The following is a 21,142-nucleotide window of genomic DNA, read 5'->3' as shown; positions in this document are numbered from 1 at the left end:
CAATGACGCATTTTATGAAAAAAATCACACTCATCGCCTTGTTGGCAGTGGTCATGCCAGCCCAAGCGGCTATTCAATCGCTGCAGTTTGCTGGTCAGGTAGAGTCCGGTTATTACAACGGCACCAGCTATCAGGGCCAGTTCAGCTTTGATGATGCCGGTTTGCTGGCCTCAGGGACTGAGCTACTCAACCTGAGCAGCCTGAACTTCAACTTCGGCGGTAGCCTGTTTAATTTGGGTACGCCAGCATTGGCCGACGCTACCGCTGTGTTTCAAGATGGCGTGTTTACAGGCCTGGAGTGGTCTGTTGACTCCAGCAGCCCTGCCATTGGTTTCAGTCTGATTGCTGGTTATGCAGATACTTCAGATGCCTTTTTTGCCTATGACACCACATTGGGTTTTTCTGGCACCGGTAGTCTGGCCTATGCCGCAGCTGTCCCTGAGCCGACACAATCTGGCCTCATCTTTGCCGGACTAGGCCTGATTGGTCTGATCGCGACCCGTCGCAAGTCTTAACGCAACCAACCCGTGCATCGCACGTAAAAGCCCGGTTCGCCGGGCTTTTTTTATGTCTAATAAAAGCGATTGGTCAGACATAGTCCGACTAGTCCGATCTTAATGTGTCTGCAACATTCGCTCTATAGACTTGCCACTCAAATTAACTCGTTAGCGAAGCTATGAAGAACACGTTTGGTTTAATGCTTGGATTATTAGGGCTCAGTCTCTCAACCGCAGCGATGGCGGCTTGGAACGCAGATTGGGCAACACAACAAAAAATTACCCTGGAGACTGCCAGCATTAAAGAGGCCGTGAATCAGGCGCCGGTACTGGTGCGCCTGCACTCGGGCAATTTTGATTTCACCAGTGCCAATGTCGATGGCGCGGACTTGCGCTTTATTGCTGCGGATGACAAAACAGAACTCAAATTTTTGCTTGAAAAATATGATGCGGTGAACGAGCTGGCTGTGGCTTGGGTAGTGCTGCCGCAAGTCTCCGCCGCCAATAAAGGGCTGGCGATCAGTTTGTATACCGGTAACGAGGGGGCAAAAGCGGCCAGTGATGCGCAAGCCCTCAATGATCCAGCGCTGTTGGCACGTTTTGCCTTTTCTGAAAATGGCTTACTTAAAGATAGCGGCCCGAGCCAACTGACGGCGAGCGGTAATGCCACCTTACAAAAAGCGGGCTTGATTGCCGAGAGTGCCACATTGAGTAACGGCGGGCTCACAATCACCTTGCCTAATGCGCCTGCATTAGCCAATGGCGGGACGTGGTCCGTCTGGTTAAAGCCAGCCAATGTGCCGCAAACCGCTGAGATTTTCAAAAGCGGCAATGTGACTTTGAAAATGGCAGGCAGTGCATTGGCCTTACAAGCAGGGTCTGCCAGCACGCAAGCCGGTGAGCTCAAGGCTGGCCAGTGGCAACATATTGCGCTGGTGTTTCAAGGCGGTCAGGCCGTGGTGTATGTGAATGGCCAAGCGGCCGGCCAGGTCGCTGCGAGCGATGCGCAAGCCACCACCACCGTGAGCCTGGGGCAGGGCTTAGCCGCAGAAGTGGATGAGTGGCAACTGGCGTCGACGGCACGCAGTGCCTCTTGGTTGGCACTGGTGACGACCTCACAAGGCACCGATGCCAACATGGTGAAGGTGATTGCCGCCGATGCCGAGGAAGCCGGCGAAGAGGGTGAAGCTAACTACATGGGCATCTTGATTGATAGCCTCACGCTCGATGCCAAAGTGGTGATCGGGATCTTGGGCGTGATGTTTGCCATCAGCGTCTGGGTGATGTTCAGCAAAGCCATGATGGTAGTGCGCACTGATAAAGACAATGCTTTGTTTTTAAAGCGTTTTCAACAAGCCTCTGCGGATGACTTGCTGGGTTTAGATAAAACCGGCACCTATGCGAACTCTAATCTGTTTGGTTTATACAAAGCCGGCCTACGTGAAATCAAAAAACGTGAGCATGATGGCAAAGTCTCGTTGAGCGGGGCCTCCATTGATGCGATCAAAGCCGCCGTCGACGCCGATCAGGTGCGCGAAACCCAGCGTCTGAACAGCATGATGGTGTTGCTGACGATTGCGATTTCTGGCGGACCATTTCTTGGCCTGTTAGGCACGGTGGTGGGGGTGATGATTACCTTTGCTGCGATTGCCGCCGCAGGAGATGTGAACGTGAACGCGATTGCGCCGGGGATTGCGGCGGCCTTGCTGGCTACTGTGGCCGGCTTGGGCGTGGCGATTCCAGCCTTGTTTGGTTATAACTATCTGGCAAGTCGCGTCAAAAACATCACCATCGCCATGCAGATTTTTGTCGATGAGTTCATTACGCGTACCGCTGAGCTTTACGGTAAGGAATAAGGCTTAAGCCATGTCAGAAGGCGTCAAGGAAGAGAACCAGCTCTACGATGAAATCAACATTACGCCCATGCTTGATCTGGCCTATGTGTTGTTAGTGATTTTTATCATCATGACAACCGCATCGGTGCAGGGCGTCAAAGTGGACATGCCACACACCGCCAACACGACGGCCTTGGCCAAACCGCAAATGCGCGCGATTACGGTCACCAGTGATGGCAGTGTCTATCTGGATGCGTTTCCGGTGGACATGGCGCAACTGGAACAGCGGCTGGCGGCCTACAAAAGCAGCCAACCGGAGTTACCTGTCGTGCTCAAAGGCGATGCGGCGGCCCATTATGAAAAGGTATCTGAAGTGCTTGAAATCTGTAAGCGGTTGGACATCACCGAAGTCGGTCTGGTGACCAAGAAAGTGGTGGAGTAACTCATGCAAGTACAAAACGACGCCCAGCCTTACGACACCATCAATATCACACCGATGCTGGATTTGGCCTACGTGCTGCTGGTGATTTTTATTCTGATGACGACCGCAGGGGTTCAGGGCTTGACTATGAATCTACCGAAGCCGTCAAACAAGCCCAGCACTGAAAAACACGACATCAAAATCGTACAGGTACAACAAGGTGGCACGCTGACCATTAACGGCGTAGGGGTGAGCATGGCTGAGCTGGAAACGCAACTCAACCAAGCGAAAGCCCTCGACCCAAAATTTAACGTCATGATTAAAGGCCAGGCACAGGCGCCTTATGCAGGCGTGATCGGCGTGATTGATCTGGTCAATCGCCTAGAAATTGAAAATGTCGGCCTGGTCACAGGCAAGATTGGAACTTGAGTCATGGCTGCACCTGAGATTGACGCGTTTGCAGACGAAGGGCAAGTGTCTGCAACGCGTTTGTGGACAACAAGAATCCTCATTGCATTGCTGCTATTGGCGCTCTTGGTAGGCATCGGCTATGGCATTAAAAAAATGTTTTCTGGCGGCGCCACGCATAAAAAGCAAATCACTACGGTGAAGTTGTTGCCAGATACGCCGCCTCCGCCACCCCCGCCACCGCCCAAAGAGCCGCCCAAAGAGACGCCTAAAGAGCAACCGAAAGAGGCACCTAAGGAGCCGGTGGCCAAGCCTGCGGAAACCCCGCCTGCCGAAAACTTGAAGATGGAAGGGGCTGCTGGCGATGGACCTAGCCCGTTTCAGTCTGGTGCGGTGAACAATGAATATAAAGGCGGCGATGTGACTACCGGACCCAAAATCGGTGGGAGAAAAAATATGGCGGCATTTGCTTGGTTCACCAATAAGGTTGATGCGCAGATCAAAAAAGCGCTCGATGCCGAGGATGGTTTAAATAAGATCAAGTACCAAGTTGACGTCAGAGTGTTTTTGAATGCTCAGGGTGATATTGATCATGCCGAATTAATTGATTCCACTGGGGATACCGAAACAGATGCATTGATTCGCAAGGTGTTAAACAGAATTCCGCCCTTGAAAGAATCAGCGCCAGAGGATATGCCTAGAAAAGTTGTCGTCCGTATGGCTTCCAAAAATATGTCTTAAAAACGATATAGACAATGCATTAAAAGCGCTTAGAAATTAGGGAAAGATAATGAATATTAAAGCAAAAAATTGGATGATTCCTTTGATAGTGACCACCTTGTTTGGTCTGCAATCAGAGGTCGTAGCTGCAGGGGAGCGTGAATCGCTTGAGGAAGTGAGAGCAACGACCATGAGTTTGATCGAATTGCTGGTGCAAGAGGGTGTCTTGTCCAAAGAAAAGGCGCAGATCCTATTGCAACAGGCGCAACAAGCCAAGCTTAAAGCAAAAAATGAAGCTGACGCATTGGCGGCCGACAATACGCAGCTCCCAGAAAAAGCGGTTGGGCAACCAAAGTCGATACGCGTGCAATATATTCCTGAGCATGTCAAAAACGAAATGCGTGCTGAAATTGAGCAAGATGTGATGAAAAAGCTTAATTACAAAACCGAAGAACGCTTAGGCTTGCCAGAGTGGATTGATCGTATCGAATGGACGGGCGCACTGCGCTTGCGTTATCAGCAAGACATGTTTAGCGATACAAACGCGATTCCTGGAACACTGAACAACGAAGTGCAAAATATGGTTGTCAACAATTCAACCGAGGATCGTCAACGTCAGCGTGTGCGTGCATTGTTTGGTGCAAACATCCATATCAATGAATGGTTAAATGGCGGTATTCGATTCACTACCGGGATGTTACAAACGCCCGTGACCCCGAACCAAACTGAGGGATTTTCTCAAGGTAAGTTTGTGTTTGGTTTGGACAGGGCTTTTCTTGAAGCGAAGCCTTATGATTGGCTCACTCTGACCGGTGGTCGATTTGCAAATCCATTTTTTACGGGTAACCAGACCTTTGGCACGGACCTAATCTGGGATCCTGATCTTGCGTTTGATGGTTTTTCGGCACAGGCTAACCCAAACATAAACAAGTCTTGGAAGCTATTTTCAACAGTAGGTGCTTTTCCAATTGAAGAGGTGGAGAGTTCTAATACGAATAAGGCTCGGGACAAATGGTTATATGCGGCACAGGGAGGGATTGAGTGGACGTCGAGTAACGAAAGCAAAGTCAAACTTGGCGTTGCATACTACGATTTTAAAAATGTAGAAGGTGAGCGGAATCCGGTTAACGATAGTCTGAAGTACGCAGGGACCGTGGCGTTATGGCGACAAAAAGGTAACCAGACATTCAGTATCAATGACGGCACTACCAATGGTAATTTGTGCGGTTCTAACGGTTTGTGTGGACTGGCCTCTCAGTTTCAACTGATCAACTTCACCGGTGAGGTCGATTTAGCAGTTTTTGACCCGGTGCATGTGATTTTACATGGTGCTTATGTGCAAAATATTGGCTTTGATCAGAATGAAATTTCTCGGCGTACTGGCAACATCTATAAAAAAGAAAACGAGGGTTATGAGCTTTCTATGATGGTGGGTCAGCCAATAATTAAAAAATTGCATGACTGGCAAGTCTTTGGCGGATACCGTCGTCTAGAGGCCGATGCCATGCTGGATGGGTTTACTGATTCGAACTTCCGTCTTGGTGGCACGGATGCAAAAGGCTTTTATGTGGGCGCTCAATATGGTGTGGGCAAAAATGCATGGCTATCATCAAGATATGTCAGTGCGGATGAAATCTCTGGTTTGCCATTTTCTATCGATACGTTCTTTGTCGACTTTAATGGAAGATTCTAAGGGAACAGCATGAAAATCACATTGTTTTTATTGGTGAGTATCTGGTTGGTTGGAGGGTATCCCACTCAGAGCGTGGCTGCTGAAAAACAGGACAAAGCGGCCAGACGCGCCACCATGTTGATGCAAAAAATGAAGCAGGACCTCGAAGCCGAAAAATCAGCGTTGCAGACCCAATTTGAGCAGGATAAAAAAGGCTTAACGCAAGCACTGGATCAGGCGCAGCGTGCACAGCAATCGCATTCAGCCAGATTGCAAGGCCAGGTCAAAGCGAATCAGCAGTTGGCGTCTGAGAAACAACAGCTGGGTCGTGAAAAAGAAGCCTTGGCCGCACAGGTGCAGCAATTGCAGGCGCAATTGGCCGAACAGTCGCAACGGCTTGAAGCTACTGAGCAACAACTCAAGCTGGCTAAAGCGGATCTCGACACCAACGACCAACAGCGCAAAAATTTAGTGTCCAAAGTGAGCAGCGAGCATCAGCAGTTATTGTCATGCGAAGAGAAAAACAGCCGTTTATATGCCTATGGTCATGATTTGGTTGGCTTGTATGCTGACGCGAGCGCTTATCAGCGCATTTTGCGTGCCGAACCATTTTTTCAACTCAAACGGGTAGAGTTAGAAAACATATTACAAGGCAAACAGACGCAGCTGCTAGAAAATAAAGTTGATACAATAGCCAAGCCATGACCTGCGACAGGTCTGGCGACTCGGTTTTTTGACGATCGGCTGGCATGATGACTGCACTACTGCACACTTGGTTTAACCGGCATGAACGTGCCCGCATTTACCCTTTCATCGGGTTCATCGTATTGTTGGCGCTAGAACCCTTGCTAGCTAAAGGATTGCTGGCGCTTGGCCTAGGCGCTGAACCCACCTATTTGATACGCAGTGTCTCTGCATTATGCCTGCTGCTCTACTTTCGTAGAGATTACCTCGAACTCCGCACGCGGCCCAGTGTCTGGCAACTGCTGACAGCGGTATTGGCGGGCGGGCTGGTTTTTTTAGTGTGGGTAGCCCCTTATCCTGCTTGGCTGGGTGGCCATGTCGCAGGGCCGGTCGCGGCGATGCCGACCAACACCACGGCGGATATATTCTGGTTAATATGTCGCTGGAGTGGTTCGGCCTTGGTAGTGCCGGTGATCGAAGAACTGTTTTGGCGTTCTTATTTAATGCGCAGACTCGATCACGCCGATTTTATGTCGGTGTCGCCCGCCATGGTGAGCGCTTATGCAATCATAGTAAGTAGTATATTATTTGCAATAGAACATCAGCTTTGGTTAGCCGGGCTGTTGGCAGGACTGGTATATGCCTGGTTATACCGTCATTTTCAGGTGCTCTGGGTATCGATACTCGCTCACGTGACCACAAACGCCGTGCTGGGTGCATGGGTGGTGTGTGGTGGTCACTGGCAATATTGGTAAAAAGAGTGTGATAACATGTGTTTTGAAGAATGTGGTCATGCAGACTCAAGACGCGCCAGCAGTCAACCGTTAAGCAGTTGGCGACTCGTCGCAACAAAACACAAAAAATACCAAAATATTAAAGGGTGATGATGAAAAAAATCGCATTAATTGTACCGGCGCTGATGTTAGTCATGGCAGGGTGCAGTAAACATGATGACGCTGCGAAAGCGGGCTCACAAGTAGTGGCTAAGGTAAACGGCAGTGAAATTACCGTGCATCAATTGAACTTTGCTTTATCCAAAGTGGGTAAGCTCGATCAAACGCAAGTTAAAGCAGCGTCTGAAAAAGTATTGCAGCAAATGGTCGATATGGAACTGCTCAAGCAAAAATCTATCGAGGAAAAACTTGACCGCGATCCAAACGTATTACAAGTGCTAGAAGCCACCAAGCAGCAGGTGCTTGCGCAAGCCTATATGCAAAAAGTAGCTGCAAAACAAGCGGCTCCGGGCCCGGAAGAAATCAAAAAGTTTTACGATACACACCCTGAGTTATTCAGCGAGCGTAACGTCTATGTGATTCAAGAGTTTGCGGTGAAAGATGGCAACCAACATGCCAGCGAGATTGAAGCCGGCATTAACACTGCGAAATCAGCTGATGAAGTTGCTAAATGGTTGAAAGATAACAACTATGTGTTTAGCGCAAATGCCAGCCGCAAAGCGGCTGAGCAATTGCCATTAGAGTTGCTGAAAAAACTCAATACCTTGAAAGCCGGCGACACATTGGTTGTAAAAAGCCCGCAAGCATTGGTGTTACTGTTTTTGGCGAAAGTAGATCGTCAACCAGTGGACCAAGAAAAAGCCAAACCAGTAATTCAACAATTTTTGGTTAACGCCGGTCAGCAAACCGTCATTAAAAATGAGGTATCTAGCCTTCGCAAAGCCGCCAAAGTTGAGTTCTACGGTGACTTTGCCAAGCTGACGCTGGATTCTGGCGCGAACGCGGCCCCGGCCGCCCCAACGGCACCCGCCGAGAGCAAACCAGAGGCCGCTGTTGCAGCGCCTGTGTCAGAAACCACCGCACAACCTGCACAGCAAAATCAAGCCATTGAAAAAGGACTCTCTGGCCTATAACCAGCCATAGTGATTCCCAAAAACCCCGGCCTGTCCGGGGTTTTTTATTGCCTATTGCCCTTTACAGCTCGCTTGGCGTACGGCATTTAATGCAGGATTAAACGGCATGAAATAACCACAAAAACCTCACCATGCTGCCTTCATCACACTGCATCCGTTGAAAATTTGGCCCTTTCGTCTAAAATCAATAAAACTGAACGCGCTGTCTCTATAAATAATTCAATAAAGCGACGCTTGAACAATAAAACTAATGAGAGGCAAGGGGTTCTAGTTATGCATATCAAAAATCCGATTCATCATATGGAGGCCCATGGGTCTCTATAATTACTGTTGGGCATACTTGAATGACTATTAGCAATCCCTCGGCAACCATTCAACTTGATGTTCTAAATTGGCGGCATTCAATCCACTCTCCATACACCGAATCCAAAGTCAGTGAGCCTTTTAAGGCGCCACCACGAGAAACTTGGGATGTGCTTGCTCGCTTCCAAGACCCCAACGCCATCGAGCTTTCAAACGGGCAGAATGCGACCGACCTTGAAATATCGTTATGGTTAATTGCTGCAGCAAAAAATGCTGACTGGGTAGAGAAGTACAAGTTAAAAAATACGGCTGGCGCACTTATTTTTCACGAAGATGCACTGAATAATTTTGTTGGAGGCACCCTTGTTGTTGACGATGAGGCATTTCATTCAATTATTGCAGCAGTCACGTCGGCACATCTTTTATCTACATTGTTCCTAACTATTGATGGGCTGCAATCCGCGCAATCAAGCAATGCAACATACTCTTGGAACATTGAAAAAGAGAAAAAGCTAACGGTCACACATATAGAAGCAAAGTTTCATTATGGACAAGCCTAATATTCCCAACCCATCCTTCAAGTGGGACGCGCTAAAGCGCGCCCCTTATGTCAAACGTCAGGCGCCCAATAACTAATCCCATGAAACTTACCGCACTTGAGATTGCCGAGCGTCAGCTAATAACTGCATTGCAAATGTGGCGCGATGGAGACTTCATCAGTTGCATCACTCTTGCTGGTGCTGCTGAAGAGATATTAGGGAAGCGCATGCGCAAGCTTGGCCTTGAGCCCTCATTCGACAACATCAAGGAAACGATAGTTAAGTTTGCCCGACACCTTGGAGAACACGAACCTAACATCGATAAGACAATTGCTGATTTAATGAACTTAACTCGTAATGAGCTAAAACACTATGCCGGTGACGAGTCGCTGGAGTTCGACATCAAAGCAGACGCAGAGGAGATGCTTGAGAGAGCTGTTTCAAATTACACAAGCCTCACAGGCAAGCTACCAGAGGGAATTCTGCATTTCTGGGATACGCCTAATGGTACCTAACCCATCATTCAAGCGTGACACACTCAAGCGTGCCTCTTATTCAAACGTTATGTAACAACATCAGTACGCAGTGCTTGTTCAGTTAAGCACGCTGTTTACGGCGCCACCGCAACCAGCCTGCCCATATTAAAAGGGCTGGCAGACCAAATTGAAAACTATTAAATAACAGAATCAACCCTGTTTGATTGGTGGGTAGGGCGACTACACTGTCTCTCAGCGGGGTCACTGGAACATGGATGCTGGGTTGGTTATTGACTACCCATTTTAGACTTTGCAGAGTGAGTGCCAAATTGCCGCCGCGCTGAATTTGTTGGTTGCTAAAAAACTGCCGACTGCCGATGACTAAAATTCGTTGTCGCTCACCTGTTTTAAGCGTTTTTTCTAAGGCCAGCATGATAGTCGCCGGTCCTTGTACATCTTGGTTAGCATCAAACTGAATCTGCGTTGCGGAGGCTCCCGGGCGATAATGTTTGCTGGTCCAGCCTTGTGTTGCGGCGGCGACCAGTGGCAGGGTGTGCCAAGCGTCATTCGGTTGGCGATTGCGTTGAATGGCGTGGGCTTGCTCAAAAAAGGTGCGCAGGGCAAAGTCTTCGGTTGGGCCCTGTGCCGCATAGTGTTGCGTGCTTAAGCTGTGGAGCGGAATGTCGAATGCTCGGTTGCCCGGGTCGATGACCATGCCTGCGCTAATCTCGATGCCTAGGGTGTCTGTTAGCGTCTGTAGGCCTTGTGTTTGTGCGGTGTCGACCAGCCAGATGAGATTGCCGCCTAGCGCAACATGGTGGGTGATTTCTGTGACTTGGTCGGCGGGATAAGCGCTGCTGGCCCCGGCTAGCACCAGCGTCGGGCGCATGTGATCTTGCTGGGCCAGCGCGGGCAGGGTGTGTGCCGAGTTGAAACGTAAACCAGCGTTGTGCATCGCTTGGGCCAGCACGCTGCCGCCATGCGTCGTTGTATCTTCTAGCACAGTTTCACCATGCCCCGCCATAAACCATAGCGGCGCGCGTTCGCCGTGCTGCAATTGCAGCAGCACGTTGGTAAAGGCTTGCTCGGTATACGGTAAATACATGCGCTTTTCTTGGCCACGATAGCGGATGATCATTTCACCTTCTTTTTTGATTTGCTGCGTGCGGGCCAAGGTAGGGGCGGTGGCGGGATCAATAAATTGCATATGCAAATCCGCATATACGGTTTCATAGCGTTGCAGCAATGCGCTGATCGATTTTCTGAAATAGCGCCCTTTATAAGGGCTATTGCTGCAAAAAGCGGTCACTTCGACTGGCCCTGACAACTGCTGTAACGCCGCTAAGCTGGCGGATGACAAGGTATTGCGCTGATTGTGCGTGGTATCCACCATGATGCGAAACTGCCAGGCTAGGCTACCCAATAGCAAAATGAATAACACCATGGCAGGCACTACCAGCGGGTGTGGCCAGCCAAGGCCGTTGCTAGCCAGCCAGCGCTTGATGGCTGAAAAAAATCTGTGTTTAGCCATGGCGTCGATCAGCCTCTAATCGGTGAATCGCAAGCAAAACAAAAAATAGCGCAAACAGCATGAAAAACAGGATGTCGCGGCTATTGAGCATGCCTAATGAGAGTTGGCGGTAATGCTGCATTAGTGACAACGCATGAAATAGTGCCTGATGGTCATCACTAAAAAATTTGTCTAGCAGCATGCACACTGAGAGCGCGCTCATGCTGCCAAACGCAGCCAAGAGCGGTTGTGCAGTCAGGCAAGAGATATAAAGCCCCAAGGCACTGCTGGCGACCATCAACAACCATAAACCGAAGGCGTGGGTGAGCAGATAGGGTAGGTCTATTTCTGTCCATGGCAATAGCATTGCAATCATTCCCACCATGCTGATGATTAACAGGCTGAGAAAAAGTACCATCCCCAGCAACTTGCCTAGAATGAGTTCGCTGATGCTCAAAGGAGCGCTCATGAGTAACACCAAGGTCTGGTTTTTGCGTTCTTCACTGACCAGTTTCATCGAGACGAGCGGCACCACCAATAGCATCAATATGGCCGCCACCCCAAACACGCCCTCTGCCATAAACTGTGTCATACCGATGCGCTGCACCTGCCATTGCGCACTGTGCATGATTTCAAAATATTGGTTAAAACTCAGGCTGTAGTAGGTGCCGACAATGGCCTGAAATATGCCCAATATTAGCCAGCCCATCGGCGTGGCAAACAGGCTGCGCAATTCTTTGCGCGCAATGATCAGCATCATGGCAAGCACGGTGACTACAACCCTTTGATGATGCCAAAACGCACCGCAATATGCACGACTTGCCCGGTGGTTTCAACACCAAGCTTTTGCCTGACATTGGTCTGAATATTCGCCACCGTTTTGTAGCCAATGTGCATCGCTTTGGCAATGGCCGCCAAGGCTTCGCCTTGCGCGATACGGCGAAACACCTCAAATTCGCGTGGCGATAGTTTCTGGATTGGATTTTCCTGACTCTCGAGGTGGTACATCGACAAGCTTTGCGCTAATTCGTTATTGATATAACGCCCTCCCTTGAGAATCTTCTGTACCGCTTCTAATACCACTTCGGGCGGTTCTGTTTTGGTCACATAGCCGCGGGCACCTGCCTGAATCGCACGCGTGGCATAGATGCAATCATCGTGCATGCTAAAAATCAGCACGCGCATCTGTGGTTTGCGGTGCAAAATCCGCTTGAGCGTTTCTAGGCCGCCGATACCGGGCATGTCTAGGTCCAGTATCAACAAGTCAGGATGGTTTTTTTCTACCAGCATGCAGGCCTCTTCGCCACTTAAGGCGTCGGGCGCGACCTCATGCTGCGCTTGTTCTAACATGGTACGCAAGCCTTGCCGGAGCATGGCGTGGTCGTCGGCGATCATCACTTTTGCCATGGCTGCCACTGCTTATTTTTTATTCGCAAACGTGATGTTCACACATTTGTCATCGGCAAACGTCAGTTCGGCGGTGTTAAAGAACTTGTTAGGCGCATATTGAATTTTGCCCTGGTAATACCACATCTCGATTTGCTCCCCTGCCCCCGGAGCGGCTTGCGATTGCGCCTGTAAAATCTGGTCCGCATTGTGCGGTTTGACAGCGACTTCTTTTTTCACTGGTTTGCCCAGTTGCTCTTCGACAAACTGGCGCGACTTGCCGCTGTAGGCCTGCAAAAACGGTTGTTCTAAGGTCTGCAAGTCTTTTGCTGACAGGGTGAGCGGCAAGATGAGCGCGCTGAGGGCTAACCATTTAAGAGGTTGCATAGTCGTTGACTCCTGGGTCTGATAATAAAGAAGCGGCTTTGGGTGTCGCTTTGCTGGTGTTTAAGGGCAGTTGACCGGTAATCAGGGTGCCGGCTTGCAAGCCGCTCATCAGCTTGAAACTGCCTTGCAAGGACTCGATACGTTCACGCATACCCACCAAACCCACGCCTTCGCTGGCCTGTGTGGTATCCATGCCTTTACCGTTATCGCGAATTTCAATTTGCAGCAGGCTTTTGTCTTGGCGCTTGATGATCTGTATGGTGACCCAAACTTCACTGGCATCTGCATGCCGCGCGATGTTGGTGAGCGCCTCTTGCACCACACGAAAAGCGACAATATTGGTGTCTTCATGTAACGCTTGTTCACCGGTGTCTAAAGCGAGATGGCATTCGACCAGCGGATTTAATTTTTTCCAATCATTGATGAGCCGTTCAACCGCCCCAATTAAGCCGAGCGTATCTAACGCGGGTGGTCTCAAGTGCTTAATCAGGGCGCGGATAGACTGCTGCACATGCTGGGTGTTGGAGGCAATTCTCACCGCAATGACATGGGCTTGATCGGGGTCACTTTTTTGTAAAGTGAGCGCATCCATGCGAATGGCCGTCAAATATTGCCCGGTTTCATCATGGATTTCACTCGCAATGTATTTACGTTCTTGCTCTTGCATCTGCATGGCATGGCGTGCCAATACGCGGTTTTCATTGAGTGTGCGCTCTAAATCCAGTTCGACCAGACATTGCTCCGTCATGTCGATCAGATAACCATGAATTTGCGCTGGTTTACGCGCCGCTGACGGCACATACACAAAGCGGGCGCCGACATAACAAGGCAGGCCATCTGGCCGGCGGATTTGCAGTTTGTTAAAGTTGATTTCATGCTGCGCTTGCAATTGCATCACAAAGTCTGCCCAGTCGAAGGCAAACAGGCCGCAGGCATTTCTGTCGTGGCTGAGTGGCCGACAAATGCGATCAAAAGCGCGGTTATGCATGCCAATATTCCCATCCATATCAAGCACCACATTGCCCGTGAGATCGCCATCAAATAGCGTTTTGTAGAGTTGCTGACTGTTGCTCAACTCGGCTTCGGTGCGCTTGCGGTGCAAAATTTCCGCATGAATCTCCCGCATGCGACGCTGGCTGAACCACACGCTGAGCAATACCAGCACAAATAATGTCAGCGGGACCTCATCCAGTTGCGCATATTCATACGTCAGTAACCATGCATTAACCCGCTCGGCCAGATCAAATGCCGACGCTGCAATAAACGTCATCAGCACGCCCGTCACCACAATGAGCGTGTCTTGACTGGCTCGGCTGAGTTTTCCCAGTTTGTGTAGGGCAGTAATGACTGGCATAGATCGTTGATAAGAATGCATGACTAAATGACCGAACGTTTTGAATGCTGCATAGCAGAAGGGATTGCGCTCCCGCTATGTGCAACCTTGCGCACTATAGAACACATCGCCATGCATGACCCCGTGAAAGATTCCCGTTGTTGACCAGTTTAAGCAGATGAATTCTTGAATGGATGATAGGGAATCTTTCATCTATGACCAATGTTACAAATTATTAACAATTCGGTCGTGAAGTTTGGCATTCGGGGGGATGTCTGCGACACCACGTAAAACTTAATTCTTCAGAGATTAGGAGATCTTATGAAAAAATCATCATCTCGCGTCTTGCTAGGCGCGTTGTTGGGAGGCTTGTTTGCAAGTGTTTCCAGCGTTGCCTGGGCAGATGCAGACTTGGACAAAGCAGTGAATACTGCCGGTGCCTGGCCGATCGCCACGGGTGGCTACTATAGTCAGCACAACAGTCCTTTGGCGCAAATTAATAAATCTAACGTTAAAAATGTCAAAGCGGCATGGTCATTTTCGACCGGTGTGCTCAATGGTCACGAAGGTGCGCCATTGGTCATTGGCGACATGATGTACATCCACTCTGCGTTTCCAAACAACACTTATGCCTTAAATTTGAATGACCCGGGCAAGATCGTTTGGCAGCACAAACCTAAGCAAGATGCTTCTACCAAAGCCGTCATGTGTTGTGACGTGGTTGACCGTGGTCTCGCTTACGGTGCCGGCCAAATCGTGAAAAAACAAGCCAATGGTCATTTGCTGGCCTTGGATGCGAAAAGCGGCAAAATCAATTGGGAAGTTGAAGTCTGTGATCCGAAAGTGGGTCAGACACTGACACAAGCGCCGTTTGTGGCGAAAGACACTGTGTTAATGGGTTGCTCGGGTGCTGAGCTGGGTGTGCGTGGCGCAGTCAATGCCTATGATCTCAAAACAGGTGAATTGAAGTGGCGTGCATTTGCCACCGGTTCAGACGAGTCTATCCGCTTGTCAAAAGACTTCAACAAAGACAATCCACATTATGGTCAGTTTGGTCTGGGCTTAAAAACCTGGGAAGGCGACGCTTGGAAAATTGGCGGCGGTACGAACTGGGGTTGGTATGCCTATGATCCAAAATTGAACCTGTTCTACTACGGTTCAGGTAACCCAGCACCATGGAACGAAACCATGCGTCCCGGCGATAACAAGTGGACCATGACTATCTGGGGTCGTGATTTGGACACTGGTATGGCCAAATGGGGTTACCAAAAAACGCCACACGATGAGTGGGACTTTGCTGGGGTGAACCAGATGGTGCTGACTGATCAGCCTGTGAACGGCAAAATGACGCCGCTGCTGAGCCACATTGACCGTAACGGTATCTTGTACACCTTGAACCGTGAAAACGGCAACTTAGTGGTGGCTGAAAAAGTGGACCCAGCCGTCAATGTGTTCAAAAAAGTGGACTTGAAAACAGGCACGCCAGTACGCGATCCTGAGTTCGCCACACGTATGGATCACAAAGGCACCAACATTTGCCCATCCGCGATGGGTTTCCATAACCAAGGGGTGGATTCTTACGATCCTGAAAGCCGGACGCTGTATGCAGGCCTGAACCATATTTGTATGGATTGGGAGCCGTTCATGCTGCCATACCGTGCAGGTCAGTTCTTCGTCGGTGCCACACTGGCGATGTACCCAGGTCCCAACGGCCCGACCAAGAAAGAAATGGGTCAGATCCGTGCATTTGACTTGACCACTGGTAAAGCAAAATGGACCAAGTGGGAGAAATTCGCGGCTTGGGGCGGTACTTTGTACACCAAAGGCGGTTTGGTTTGGTACGCCACGCTGGACGGTTACCTGAAGGCTTTGGATAACAAAGACGGTAAAGAGTTGTGGAACTTCAAGATGCCATCCGGTGGTATCGGTTCTCCAATGACTTACTCCTTTAAGGGCAAACAGTACGTCGGCAGTATGTATGGCGTAGGTGGCTGGCCAGGCGTTGGTTTGGTGTTTGACCTGACCGATCCAAGTGCTGGTTTGGGTGCGGTGGGTGCGTTCAAAGAGCTGCAAAACCACACACAAATGGGTGGCGGTTTGATGGTGTTCAGCCTGTAATTCAACCATAACCTTGTCAAGTCGTGACCAGGATGGCCGCCAGCCTTATGGCGGGCCGGTCATCCTGTTCTCTCAATGGAGAAGAGAACAAATGTTGCCTGAAGTGAAAAAAAGTCGTCGTGCATGGTTGAGCATTTGCTTGTCTGTGGCACTGGGCGTGTGTGCCTTGCCTAGTTTGGCGGCCAATACCCTGAATATTTGTGCCGGTAAAACCGAGTTGCCTTTTTCTAATGACAAGAAAGAAGGCTTTGAAAACAAAATTGCAAACGTGATTGGCAAGGCATTGAATATGCCGGTCAATTATTTCTGGTGGACCAACCCGCTGGTCTTGCAAAAAGACATGGAAGCGGGCAAATGCGATGTGTTGATCGGCACCGATCCTCAAGATCCGCGTGTGCTGGTGACCAAACCTTATTACCGTTCTGGCTATGTCTTTATCACGCGGCAAGACCGCGAAATTGAGGTGACTAGCTGGGATCATCCTTATTTAAAACAAAAGAATTTTCGTATTGGTGTCATGCCTGACAGCCCAGGTAAAAACATGTTGCTGCAAATTAATCGCTTTGATGACATGTTTGATTACTTCACCGAGATTCAGAACTTCCAATCGACACGTAATCGCTATATTCACGTCGAGCCATCTCGCTTGGTCAATGATGTCTCCAATATGCATCTGCACATGGCCATGCTGTGGGCGCCAGAAGCTGCGCGTTATGTGCGGTCGTCTGAGGTGCCATTAAAAATGGTGCTGGTAGATGACAACGCGCAAAAAACCAATGGCGAAAAAATCCCCATGCATTACAGCGTGGTGATGGGGGTCAGCAAACAGCACCCTGAGTTAGTCGATGTGTTGAATCGCGTGATTGATGCTCATGGCGCAGAAATCACCAGCATTCTCAAAGACGAAGGTATTCCGCTCTTGAGTCAGTAAATCGTCGTAATTTCCATTTATTCAGTTTTGGAGTTTGAAGTGAAAGATTTTCAACAACCGCAATCGCGCCCCCTGAAACACCCGCTCGCCTTGAGTTTGGGGCTCTCTGCCTTAGTGATGGCGACTTTTCTCACCGTGGCGTGTGCGCGGGAGGATGCCGCCAGTGCGCAAACCGCTACGTATACGGCGCCTAAGCAGGCTGCGCCTACACACTTAGCATTGAAAGACGGCCCCGCCATGGAGTTTCGCGGCACCTTATCAGGCGACGTGCTGGAATTATCCCCGATGGAAGGCGAGACCTTTACGCCAGAGGCCAAGCACTTTATGGCAACGGGGGAGAACCCCTATAAAGGCGATGCAGAAGCGGTGAAAAAAGGCTACACCATTTTTTCAACTGCCTGTTCTGGTTGTCACGGTCATTTGGCCGAGGGCAAGCTAGGCCCTGCGTTGGCGGATGCCTACTGGACCTATCCAAAAAACGAAACGGATAAGGGTATTTTTGAAACCATTTATGGCGGTGCGGCGGGCATGATGGGTCCGCAACAAGGACGCTTGTCGGTCGACGAAATTCTGCATGTGATTGCTTGGATTCGTCATCAGGCGGAAGAAAACCTGAAAACCGACGGTGCAGCCCCGCACGCCTAAGCACATAAAGAATTAGCGGATGGTGAGGCTGGTGGGCCATTCGTTAGATCAAAACAATAGATCAACACAATACACCAGCTAATTTGTAATAAAGGAGAAAGTGATGAAACACGTACTGACATTACTGGCAATGGCCGGTGTGTTTGCACTGTCCAATCAGGCACTGGCTTATGACGGTCAAAACTGTAAAGAGCCAGGCAATTGCTGGGAAGCCAAGCCCGGCTACCCGGAAAAAATTGCGGGTTCGAAATATGACCCAAAACATGATCCGGTAGAACTCAACAAGCAAGAGGAAGCCATCAAAGCCATGGATGCACGCAATGCAAAACGTATTGCCAATGCTAAATCCAGCGGTAATTTCGTGTTTGACGTGAAGTAATCTGAATTTCCCCCCAAGAAGCTGGCATCGCTTCTGATGTCAGCTTCGTTTCCCGTATGAATGTGGCAATCCGGTTCCCTCTGTCAGCAGTGGGTAGTGGCTTGTTTCAATCTGAACCATGGATAAAGTATGGAAAAACAAATAGCGTTATCTGAATGGCGTGAGCGCGCATGTGCGTTTGAGCAGGCCTTGAACAGTGTTGTGCTGGGGATGTCCGCGCAGGTACGCGCATTGACGATTGCGATTTTTTCACGCGGGCATGTGTTGCTGGAAGGCGATGTCGGCGTAGGTAAAACCACTTTACTTCGCGCCGCTGCGCAATTGTTAGGGGGCGGCTACCAGCGCATTGAAGGGGCGATTGATTTGATGCCCAGCGATTTTCTTTATCATGCCTATATCGATGAGCACGGACAAGCCGCGGTGCAGCCCGGCCCGCTATTGCAGCATGATGATGCACTGGCTGTATTTTTCTTTAATGAAATCAATCGTGCCCGGCCGCAGGCACATGCCTTGTTTTTGCGGCTGATGGCTGAGCGTTCGGTCAATGCCTTTAACCGCGAGTATCGTTTTCCGCACCTCACCGTATTTGCCGACAGGAATCGCCTAGAACGTGAAGAAACCTTTGAAATCCCAGCTGCTGCCCGTGATCGCTTTTTAATGGAGATTTCGGTGCAGGCCCCCGATGCGCGTGACCTGCAACGGGCGTTGATGTTCGATACCCGTTTTTATGATGTCGACGCATTGATCAGCAGCCTGCCGGCAGGGTTAACGCCTTACGATCAACTGAATGCGGTGGCAGAAACCATACAGGCGTCGGTGCGGGCAGAGTTGCCATTGCAGGAATATGCCGTTGACCTTTGGCGCGTGTTAAAAGACCCGTTGGCCGCAGGTATCCAGCTGCCAGATGTGGATATGTCACGCTTGTTGGCTGGCGGTGCCAGCCCGCGTGGCACCGCCATGTTGATGCGCAGTGCGCGCACGCGTGCCTGGATCGAAGGCCGTGATTATTTAACGCCGGATGATATCCGTGCCGTGTGGCCGTTTGTGATGACCCATCGTGTCTTTTTCAATGGCACTTATGCCTTGCAACACGCTCGACTGGCGCCCCTGCTGCTGCGCGCGGTTCTCGACAAAGTATCTGCGCCTTAGGTTGATATGGCGATTCTTTCTGCATCTCCCGGACCCGCTGTTGACATGCGTCATCCTACCGCGTTGGTACATGCTGACTTTGAGCCGCGCCAGTTTTTCTACAATGTGCACTGGCGCGCTCAGTCCTATCATGTCGGGGCTAACTTGACCAACCATGCTGGCAATGGCAGTGACTTTGCTGGTTTTGCCTCGTTACTGGCATGCCCTGACCCGAAACGCATCGACATCCGTGCCAGTGTGCGCACGGTGCCCAAGCAGTGGTTAGTCAGAACCTATCTCGAACGCGCCGCTGTCAGGGTATACGCCATTGTTGATCTCTCAAGCTCAATGTGGTTTGAGGGTGAGGCCCATATGCGCCAGCAAGTAACTGAATTTGTTTGCTCGCTCGCGTGGTCTGCCAATCGGCAAGGCGATGCGTTCGGCATGTGCGGCGCAGATACCGCTGAACAAGCGGCATGGCAAGTGTTGCCTAGTTTTCAGCCGGGGACAGCGCAGGCGCTGGCACAGCAAGTCACACAATATTGGCAACAAGCGGCGTCACAGCCTCATGCAGCAGGGCGCACGGCCAGCGGACTCCCGCAAACAATAATGTCGCTCGGTCCGCAACGGGCGCTGGTGTTTTTGGTATCTGATTTTTACTGGCCGGATGCCTTGCTGCAACAAACCCTAACCGCGGCGCAGCAGCACGATGTGGTCCCAGTTGTCCTCCGCGACCGCACAGCCACGACTGGCTTGCCTGCTTTTGGCTGGGCGCGCCTGCGCGATATGGAAACCGGTGAAGTGCGAAGCTGGATGCTTAGACGGCGATTGCATCAGCAGATTGCTGACCATGCTGCCCAGCAAACCGATGTGCTCAATGCCAGCTTATTAAAAGCGGGTACGCGCTCACCCTTGTGGCTCAACCCGGGTTGGCGCGCCGAAGACGTCAGTCGTCATTTAATGGAGACCATGGCATGAAGCTGGGCTTGTATGCAACGCATAGGCAAATGCCACATTGGATATTTCATTTGATTGCGAGCCTCATTGGGCTGGCTGGGATGCAGGTGGCATATGCCGCCACGAATCTTCAACCCCGTGCCGAAAGCTACACCCGCGAAGCAGATTACACCTTGGGCAGTATTGCGCGACAACACATCACGCTGCATGTCCCTGCCGGTTTTGAACTAGATCCAGACAGTTTACCGCTGCCCGCACAAAATGAGGCGATAGAACTCAGAACAGCGCACTGGACAACGCGCGACGATAAAAGCGAACGCGTGATTCAACTGGAGATCGATTGGCAAATTTTTGTCGCAGGCGATACGGTAAAAACCCTGCCGCTGAAGCCGCTGCATTTGCAATTCAAGCGCGACCAGCAACGGCTAGCGATCGATCTACCCGCTGACAAAGTCATTGTGTCAAGCCTATTGCCGGCTCGCATTGATGCCGAGCACGTCAAACTCTACCCGGATGCGCCGCTGCCAGCATGGCCGCGTGCTGCCCAGCTGTGGGCACTGGCTGGCTGGGGAAGCTTACTCATGCTAGGCATCGGTTATGTTGCTTGGTATCTGGGCTGGCTGCAGTTCCCGCAAGAAAAACGCATGCCATTCAGGCAGGCATGGCGTGCCATCCGCCGCCTCAAATCGGATCAACAGGCGACGCGTATGCAAGCGATGCGTCTGATCAGCCGCGCGGTAGATCTATGTGCCGGTTACGCCGTCACGACAGAGAACTTGCCTCGGTTACTGGCCTCGCATGCAGCCATGGCGCCATATCGCGATAACTTGCAACATTTTTATCAGGATGTGCAACAAACGTTTTTTGCGGGCAAACCGGTGTCTTTCTCTTTGAATGCATTACAACAACTGGCTAAAAATCTGAGCCATCTGGAGATTTCTTGAGC

General features: G+C 50.5%; 23 protein-coding genes. 18 read left to right on the top strand and 5 right to left on the bottom strand.

Annotation, left to right across the window (positions count from 1 at the left end; translation table 11 throughout):
- Positions 1-14: 14 nt before the first annotated feature.
- The 11 genes from FIT99_RS09155 (at position 15) to FIT99_RS09105 (ending at position 9,461) form a co-directional block, all read left to right on the top strand.
- Entirely contained in the window at positions 15-515 is a 501-nt protein-coding gene (locus tag FIT99_RS09155) for a PEP-CTERM sorting domain-containing protein (RefSeq protein WP_223261166.1), read from the top strand.
- Positions 516-676: 161 nt separating this feature from the next.
- A complete protein-coding gene (locus FIT99_RS09150; protein WP_140004010.1) occupies positions 677-2,353 on the top strand; it encodes a DUF2341 domain-containing protein in 1,677 nt (558 codons plus the stop codon).
- A gap of 10 nt (positions 2,354-2,363) precedes the next feature.
- Positions 2,364-2,774 (top strand): ExbD/TolR family protein, encoded by a 411-nt coding sequence (locus tag FIT99_RS09145; protein ID WP_140004009.1) that lies wholly within the window; start codon positions 2,364-2,366, stop codon positions 2,772-2,774.
- Between the two features lie 3 nt (positions 2,775-2,777).
- Positions 2,778-3,182, top strand: coding sequence for an ExbD/TolR family protein (locus FIT99_RS09140; RefSeq protein WP_140004008.1), 405 nt, complete (start codon positions 2,778-2,780; stop codon positions 3,180-3,182).
- 3 nt (positions 3,183-3,185) lie between these two features.
- The gene (locus tag FIT99_RS09135; RefSeq protein WP_140004007.1) at positions 3,186-3,902 is read left to right on the top strand and encodes a TonB C-terminal domain-containing protein; all 717 of its coding nucleotides are present in this window, start codon (positions 3,186-3,188) and stop codon (positions 3,900-3,902) included.
- Positions 3,903-3,951: 49 nt separating this feature from the next.
- Complete coding sequence (locus FIT99_RS09130) at positions 3,952-5,574, top strand: putative porin (RefSeq protein ID WP_140004006.1); 1,623 nt, start codon at positions 3,952-3,954, stop codon at positions 5,572-5,574.
- 9 nt (positions 5,575-5,583) lie between these two features.
- Entirely contained in the window at positions 5,584-6,258 is a 675-nt protein-coding gene (locus FIT99_RS09125) for a hypothetical protein (RefSeq protein ID WP_140004005.1), read from the top strand.
- A gap of 44 nt (positions 6,259-6,302) precedes the next feature.
- The gene (locus FIT99_RS09120; RefSeq protein WP_223261165.1) at positions 6,303-6,992 is read left to right on the top strand and encodes a CAAX prenyl protease-related protein; all 690 of its coding nucleotides are present in this window, start codon (positions 6,303-6,305) and stop codon (positions 6,990-6,992) included.
- A gap of 131 nt (positions 6,993-7,123) precedes the next feature.
- Positions 7,124-8,104 carry an EpsD family peptidyl-prolyl cis-trans isomerase gene (locus FIT99_RS09115; RefSeq protein WP_140004004.1) on the top strand — a complete coding sequence of 327 codons (981 nt, stop codon included), beginning with the start codon at positions 7,124-7,126 and terminating at the stop codon, positions 8,102-8,104.
- A 344-nt stretch (positions 8,105-8,448) separates the two neighbouring features.
- Positions 8,449-8,967, top strand: a complete 519-nt coding sequence (locus FIT99_RS09110) for a hypothetical protein (protein WP_140004003.1) — start codon at positions 8,449-8,451, stop codon at positions 8,965-8,967.
- Positions 8,968-9,047: 80 nt separating this feature from the next.
- The gene (locus FIT99_RS09105; RefSeq protein ID WP_140004002.1) at positions 9,048-9,461 is read left to right on the top strand and encodes a hypothetical protein; all 414 of its coding nucleotides are present in this window, start codon (positions 9,048-9,050) and stop codon (positions 9,459-9,461) included.
- Between the two features lie 82 nt (positions 9,462-9,543).
- On the opposite strand, the gene FIT99_RS09100 is transcribed toward FIT99_RS09105, so the two are convergent.
- From FIT99_RS09100 to FIT99_RS09080, 5 genes are read right to left on the bottom strand one after another with little or no spacing between them, the layout of a single operon-like run.
- Positions 9,544-10,953: a DUF4350 domain-containing protein gene (locus tag FIT99_RS09100; RefSeq protein WP_140004001.1), complete on the bottom strand. Its 1,410-nt coding sequence runs from the start codon at positions 10,951-10,953 to the stop codon at positions 9,544-9,546.
- Positions 10,946-11,692, bottom strand: a complete 747-nt coding sequence (locus tag FIT99_RS09095) for an ABC transporter permease (RefSeq protein ID WP_140004000.1) — start codon at positions 11,690-11,692, stop codon at positions 10,946-10,948. The genes FIT99_RS09100 and FIT99_RS09095 overlap by 8 nt, the downstream gene beginning before the upstream one ends.
- Positions 11,693-11,706: 14 nt before the next feature.
- Positions 11,707-12,339 (bottom strand): response regulator, encoded by a 633-nt coding sequence (locus FIT99_RS09090; RefSeq protein ID WP_140003999.1) that lies wholly within the window; start codon positions 12,337-12,339, stop codon positions 11,707-11,709.
- A gap of 12 nt (positions 12,340-12,351) precedes the next feature.
- On the bottom strand, positions 12,352-12,705 hold the full coding sequence (locus FIT99_RS09085) for a hypothetical protein (RefSeq protein ID WP_140003998.1): 354 nt from the start codon (positions 12,703-12,705) through the stop codon (positions 12,352-12,354).
- Positions 12,692-14,059 carry a histidine kinase gene (locus FIT99_RS09080; protein WP_140003997.1) on the bottom strand — a complete coding sequence of 456 codons (1,368 nt, stop codon included), beginning with the start codon at positions 14,057-14,059 and terminating at the stop codon, positions 12,692-12,694. Before FIT99_RS09080 ends, FIT99_RS09085 begins: the two co-directional genes overlap by 14 nt.
- A 300-nt stretch (positions 14,060-14,359) precedes the next feature.
- On the opposite strand from FIT99_RS09080, the gene FIT99_RS09075 reads away from it, so the two are divergent.
- The 7 genes from FIT99_RS09075 (at position 14,360) to FIT99_RS09045 (ending at position 21,140) form a co-directional block, all read left to right on the top strand.
- On the top strand, positions 14,360-16,156 hold the full coding sequence (locus FIT99_RS09075) for a methanol/ethanol family PQQ-dependent dehydrogenase (RefSeq protein WP_140003996.1): 1,797 nt from the start codon (positions 14,360-14,362) through the stop codon (positions 16,154-16,156).
- A gap of 91 nt (positions 16,157-16,247) precedes the next feature.
- A complete protein-coding gene (gene moxJ, locus FIT99_RS09070) occupies positions 16,248-17,087 on the top strand; it encodes a methanol oxidation system protein MoxJ (RefSeq protein WP_140004711.1) in 840 nt (279 codons plus the stop codon).
- 117 nt (positions 17,088-17,204) lie between these two features.
- Positions 17,205-17,732, top strand: a complete 528-nt coding sequence (gene moxG, locus FIT99_RS09065) for a cytochrome c(L), periplasmic (RefSeq protein ID WP_140004710.1) — start codon at positions 17,205-17,207, stop codon at positions 17,730-17,732.
- Between the two features lie 103 nt (positions 17,733-17,835).
- A complete protein-coding gene (locus FIT99_RS09060; protein WP_140003995.1) occupies positions 17,836-18,111 on the top strand; it encodes a methanol dehydrogenase [cytochrome c] subunit in 276 nt (91 codons plus the stop codon).
- A 129-nt stretch (positions 18,112-18,240) separates the two neighbouring features.
- Entirely contained in the window at positions 18,241-19,260 is a 1,020-nt protein-coding gene (locus FIT99_RS09055) for an AAA family ATPase (RefSeq protein ID WP_140003994.1), read from the top strand.
- Between the two features lie 45 nt (positions 19,261-19,305).
- Positions 19,306-20,217 carry a DUF58 domain-containing protein gene (locus FIT99_RS09050; protein ID WP_140003993.1) on the top strand — a complete coding sequence of 304 codons (912 nt, stop codon included), beginning with the start codon at positions 19,306-19,308 and terminating at the stop codon, positions 20,215-20,217.
- Positions 20,214-21,140 carry a hypothetical protein gene (locus FIT99_RS09045; RefSeq protein ID WP_140003992.1) on the top strand — a complete coding sequence of 309 codons (927 nt, stop codon included), beginning with the start codon at positions 20,214-20,216 and terminating at the stop codon, positions 21,138-21,140. The genes FIT99_RS09050 and FIT99_RS09045 overlap by 4 nt, the downstream gene beginning before the upstream one ends.
- Positions 21,141-21,142 lie beyond the last annotated feature (2 nt).

Source organism: Methylophilus medardicus (genome assembly GCF_006363955.1).
GTDB classification, from domain to species: domain Bacteria; phylum Pseudomonadota; class Gammaproteobacteria; order Burkholderiales; family Methylophilaceae; genus Methylophilus; species Methylophilus medardensis.
Note: the sequence above shows the minus strand (reverse complement) of the source record. Positions and strands in the feature narration are given on the sequence as shown.

Coding starts and splice junctions, on each gene's coding strand:
- moxJ (WP_140004711.1), top strand. CDS start 16,248: ATGTTGCCTGAAGTGAAAAAAAGTCGTCGTGCATGGTTGAGCATTTGC.
- FIT99_RS09080 (WP_140003997.1), bottom strand. CDS start 14,059: ATGCCAGTCATTACTGCCCTACACAAACTGGGAAAACTCAGCCGAGCC.
- moxG (WP_140004710.1), top strand. CDS start 17,205: ATGGCGACTTTTCTCACCGTGGCGTGTGCGCGGGAGGATGCCGCCAGT.
- FIT99_RS09105 (WP_140004002.1), top strand. CDS start 9,048: ATGAAACTTACCGCACTTGAGATTGCCGAGCGTCAGCTAATAACTGCA.
- FIT99_RS09155 (WP_223261166.1), top strand. CDS start 15: ATGAAAAAAATCACACTCATCGCCTTGTTGGCAGTGGTCATGCCAGCC.
- FIT99_RS09110 (WP_140004003.1), top strand. CDS start 8,449: ATGACTATTAGCAATCCCTCGGCAACCATTCAACTTGATGTTCTAAAT.
- FIT99_RS09050 (WP_140003993.1), top strand. CDS start 19,306: ATGCGTCATCCTACCGCGTTGGTACATGCTGACTTTGAGCCGCGCCAG.
- FIT99_RS09060 (WP_140003995.1), top strand. CDS start 17,836: ATGAAACACGTACTGACATTACTGGCAATGGCCGGTGTGTTTGCACTG.
- FIT99_RS09055 (WP_140003994.1), top strand. CDS start 18,241: ATGGAAAAACAAATAGCGTTATCTGAATGGCGTGAGCGCGCATGTGCG.
- FIT99_RS09115 (WP_140004004.1), top strand. CDS start 7,124: ATGAAAAAAATCGCATTAATTGTACCGGCGCTGATGTTAGTCATGGCA.
- FIT99_RS09130 (WP_140004006.1), top strand. CDS start 3,952: ATGAATATTAAAGCAAAAAATTGGATGATTCCTTTGATAGTGACCACC.
- FIT99_RS09085 (WP_140003998.1), bottom strand. CDS start 12,705: ATGCAACCTCTTAAATGGTTAGCCCTCAGCGCGCTCATCTTGCCGCTC.
- FIT99_RS09120 (WP_223261165.1), top strand. CDS start 6,303: ATGATGACTGCACTACTGCACACTTGGTTTAACCGGCATGAACGTGCC.
- FIT99_RS09090 (WP_140003999.1), bottom strand. CDS start 12,339: ATGGCAAAAGTGATGATCGCCGACGACCACGCCATGCTCCGGCAAGGC.
- FIT99_RS09125 (WP_140004005.1), top strand. CDS start 5,584: ATGAAAATCACATTGTTTTTATTGGTGAGTATCTGGTTGGTTGGAGGG.
- FIT99_RS09150 (WP_140004010.1), top strand. CDS start 677: ATGAAGAACACGTTTGGTTTAATGCTTGGATTATTAGGGCTCAGTCTC.
- FIT99_RS09045 (WP_140003992.1), top strand. CDS start 20,214: ATGAAGCTGGGCTTGTATGCAACGCATAGGCAAATGCCACATTGGATA.
- FIT99_RS09135 (WP_140004007.1), top strand. CDS start 3,186: ATGGCTGCACCTGAGATTGACGCGTTTGCAGACGAAGGGCAAGTGTCT.
- FIT99_RS09100 (WP_140004001.1), bottom strand. CDS start 10,953: ATGGCTAAACACAGATTTTTTTCAGCCATCAAGCGCTGGCTGGCTAGC.
- FIT99_RS09075 (WP_140003996.1), top strand. CDS start 14,360: ATGAAAAAATCATCATCTCGCGTCTTGCTAGGCGCGTTGTTGGGAGGC.
- FIT99_RS09095 (WP_140004000.1), bottom strand. CDS start 11,692: ATGATGCTGATCATTGCGCGCAAAGAATTGCGCAGCCTGTTTGCCACG.
- FIT99_RS09140 (WP_140004008.1), top strand. CDS start 2,778: ATGCAAGTACAAAACGACGCCCAGCCTTACGACACCATCAATATCACA.
- FIT99_RS09145 (WP_140004009.1), top strand. CDS start 2,364: ATGTCAGAAGGCGTCAAGGAAGAGAACCAGCTCTACGATGAAATCAAC.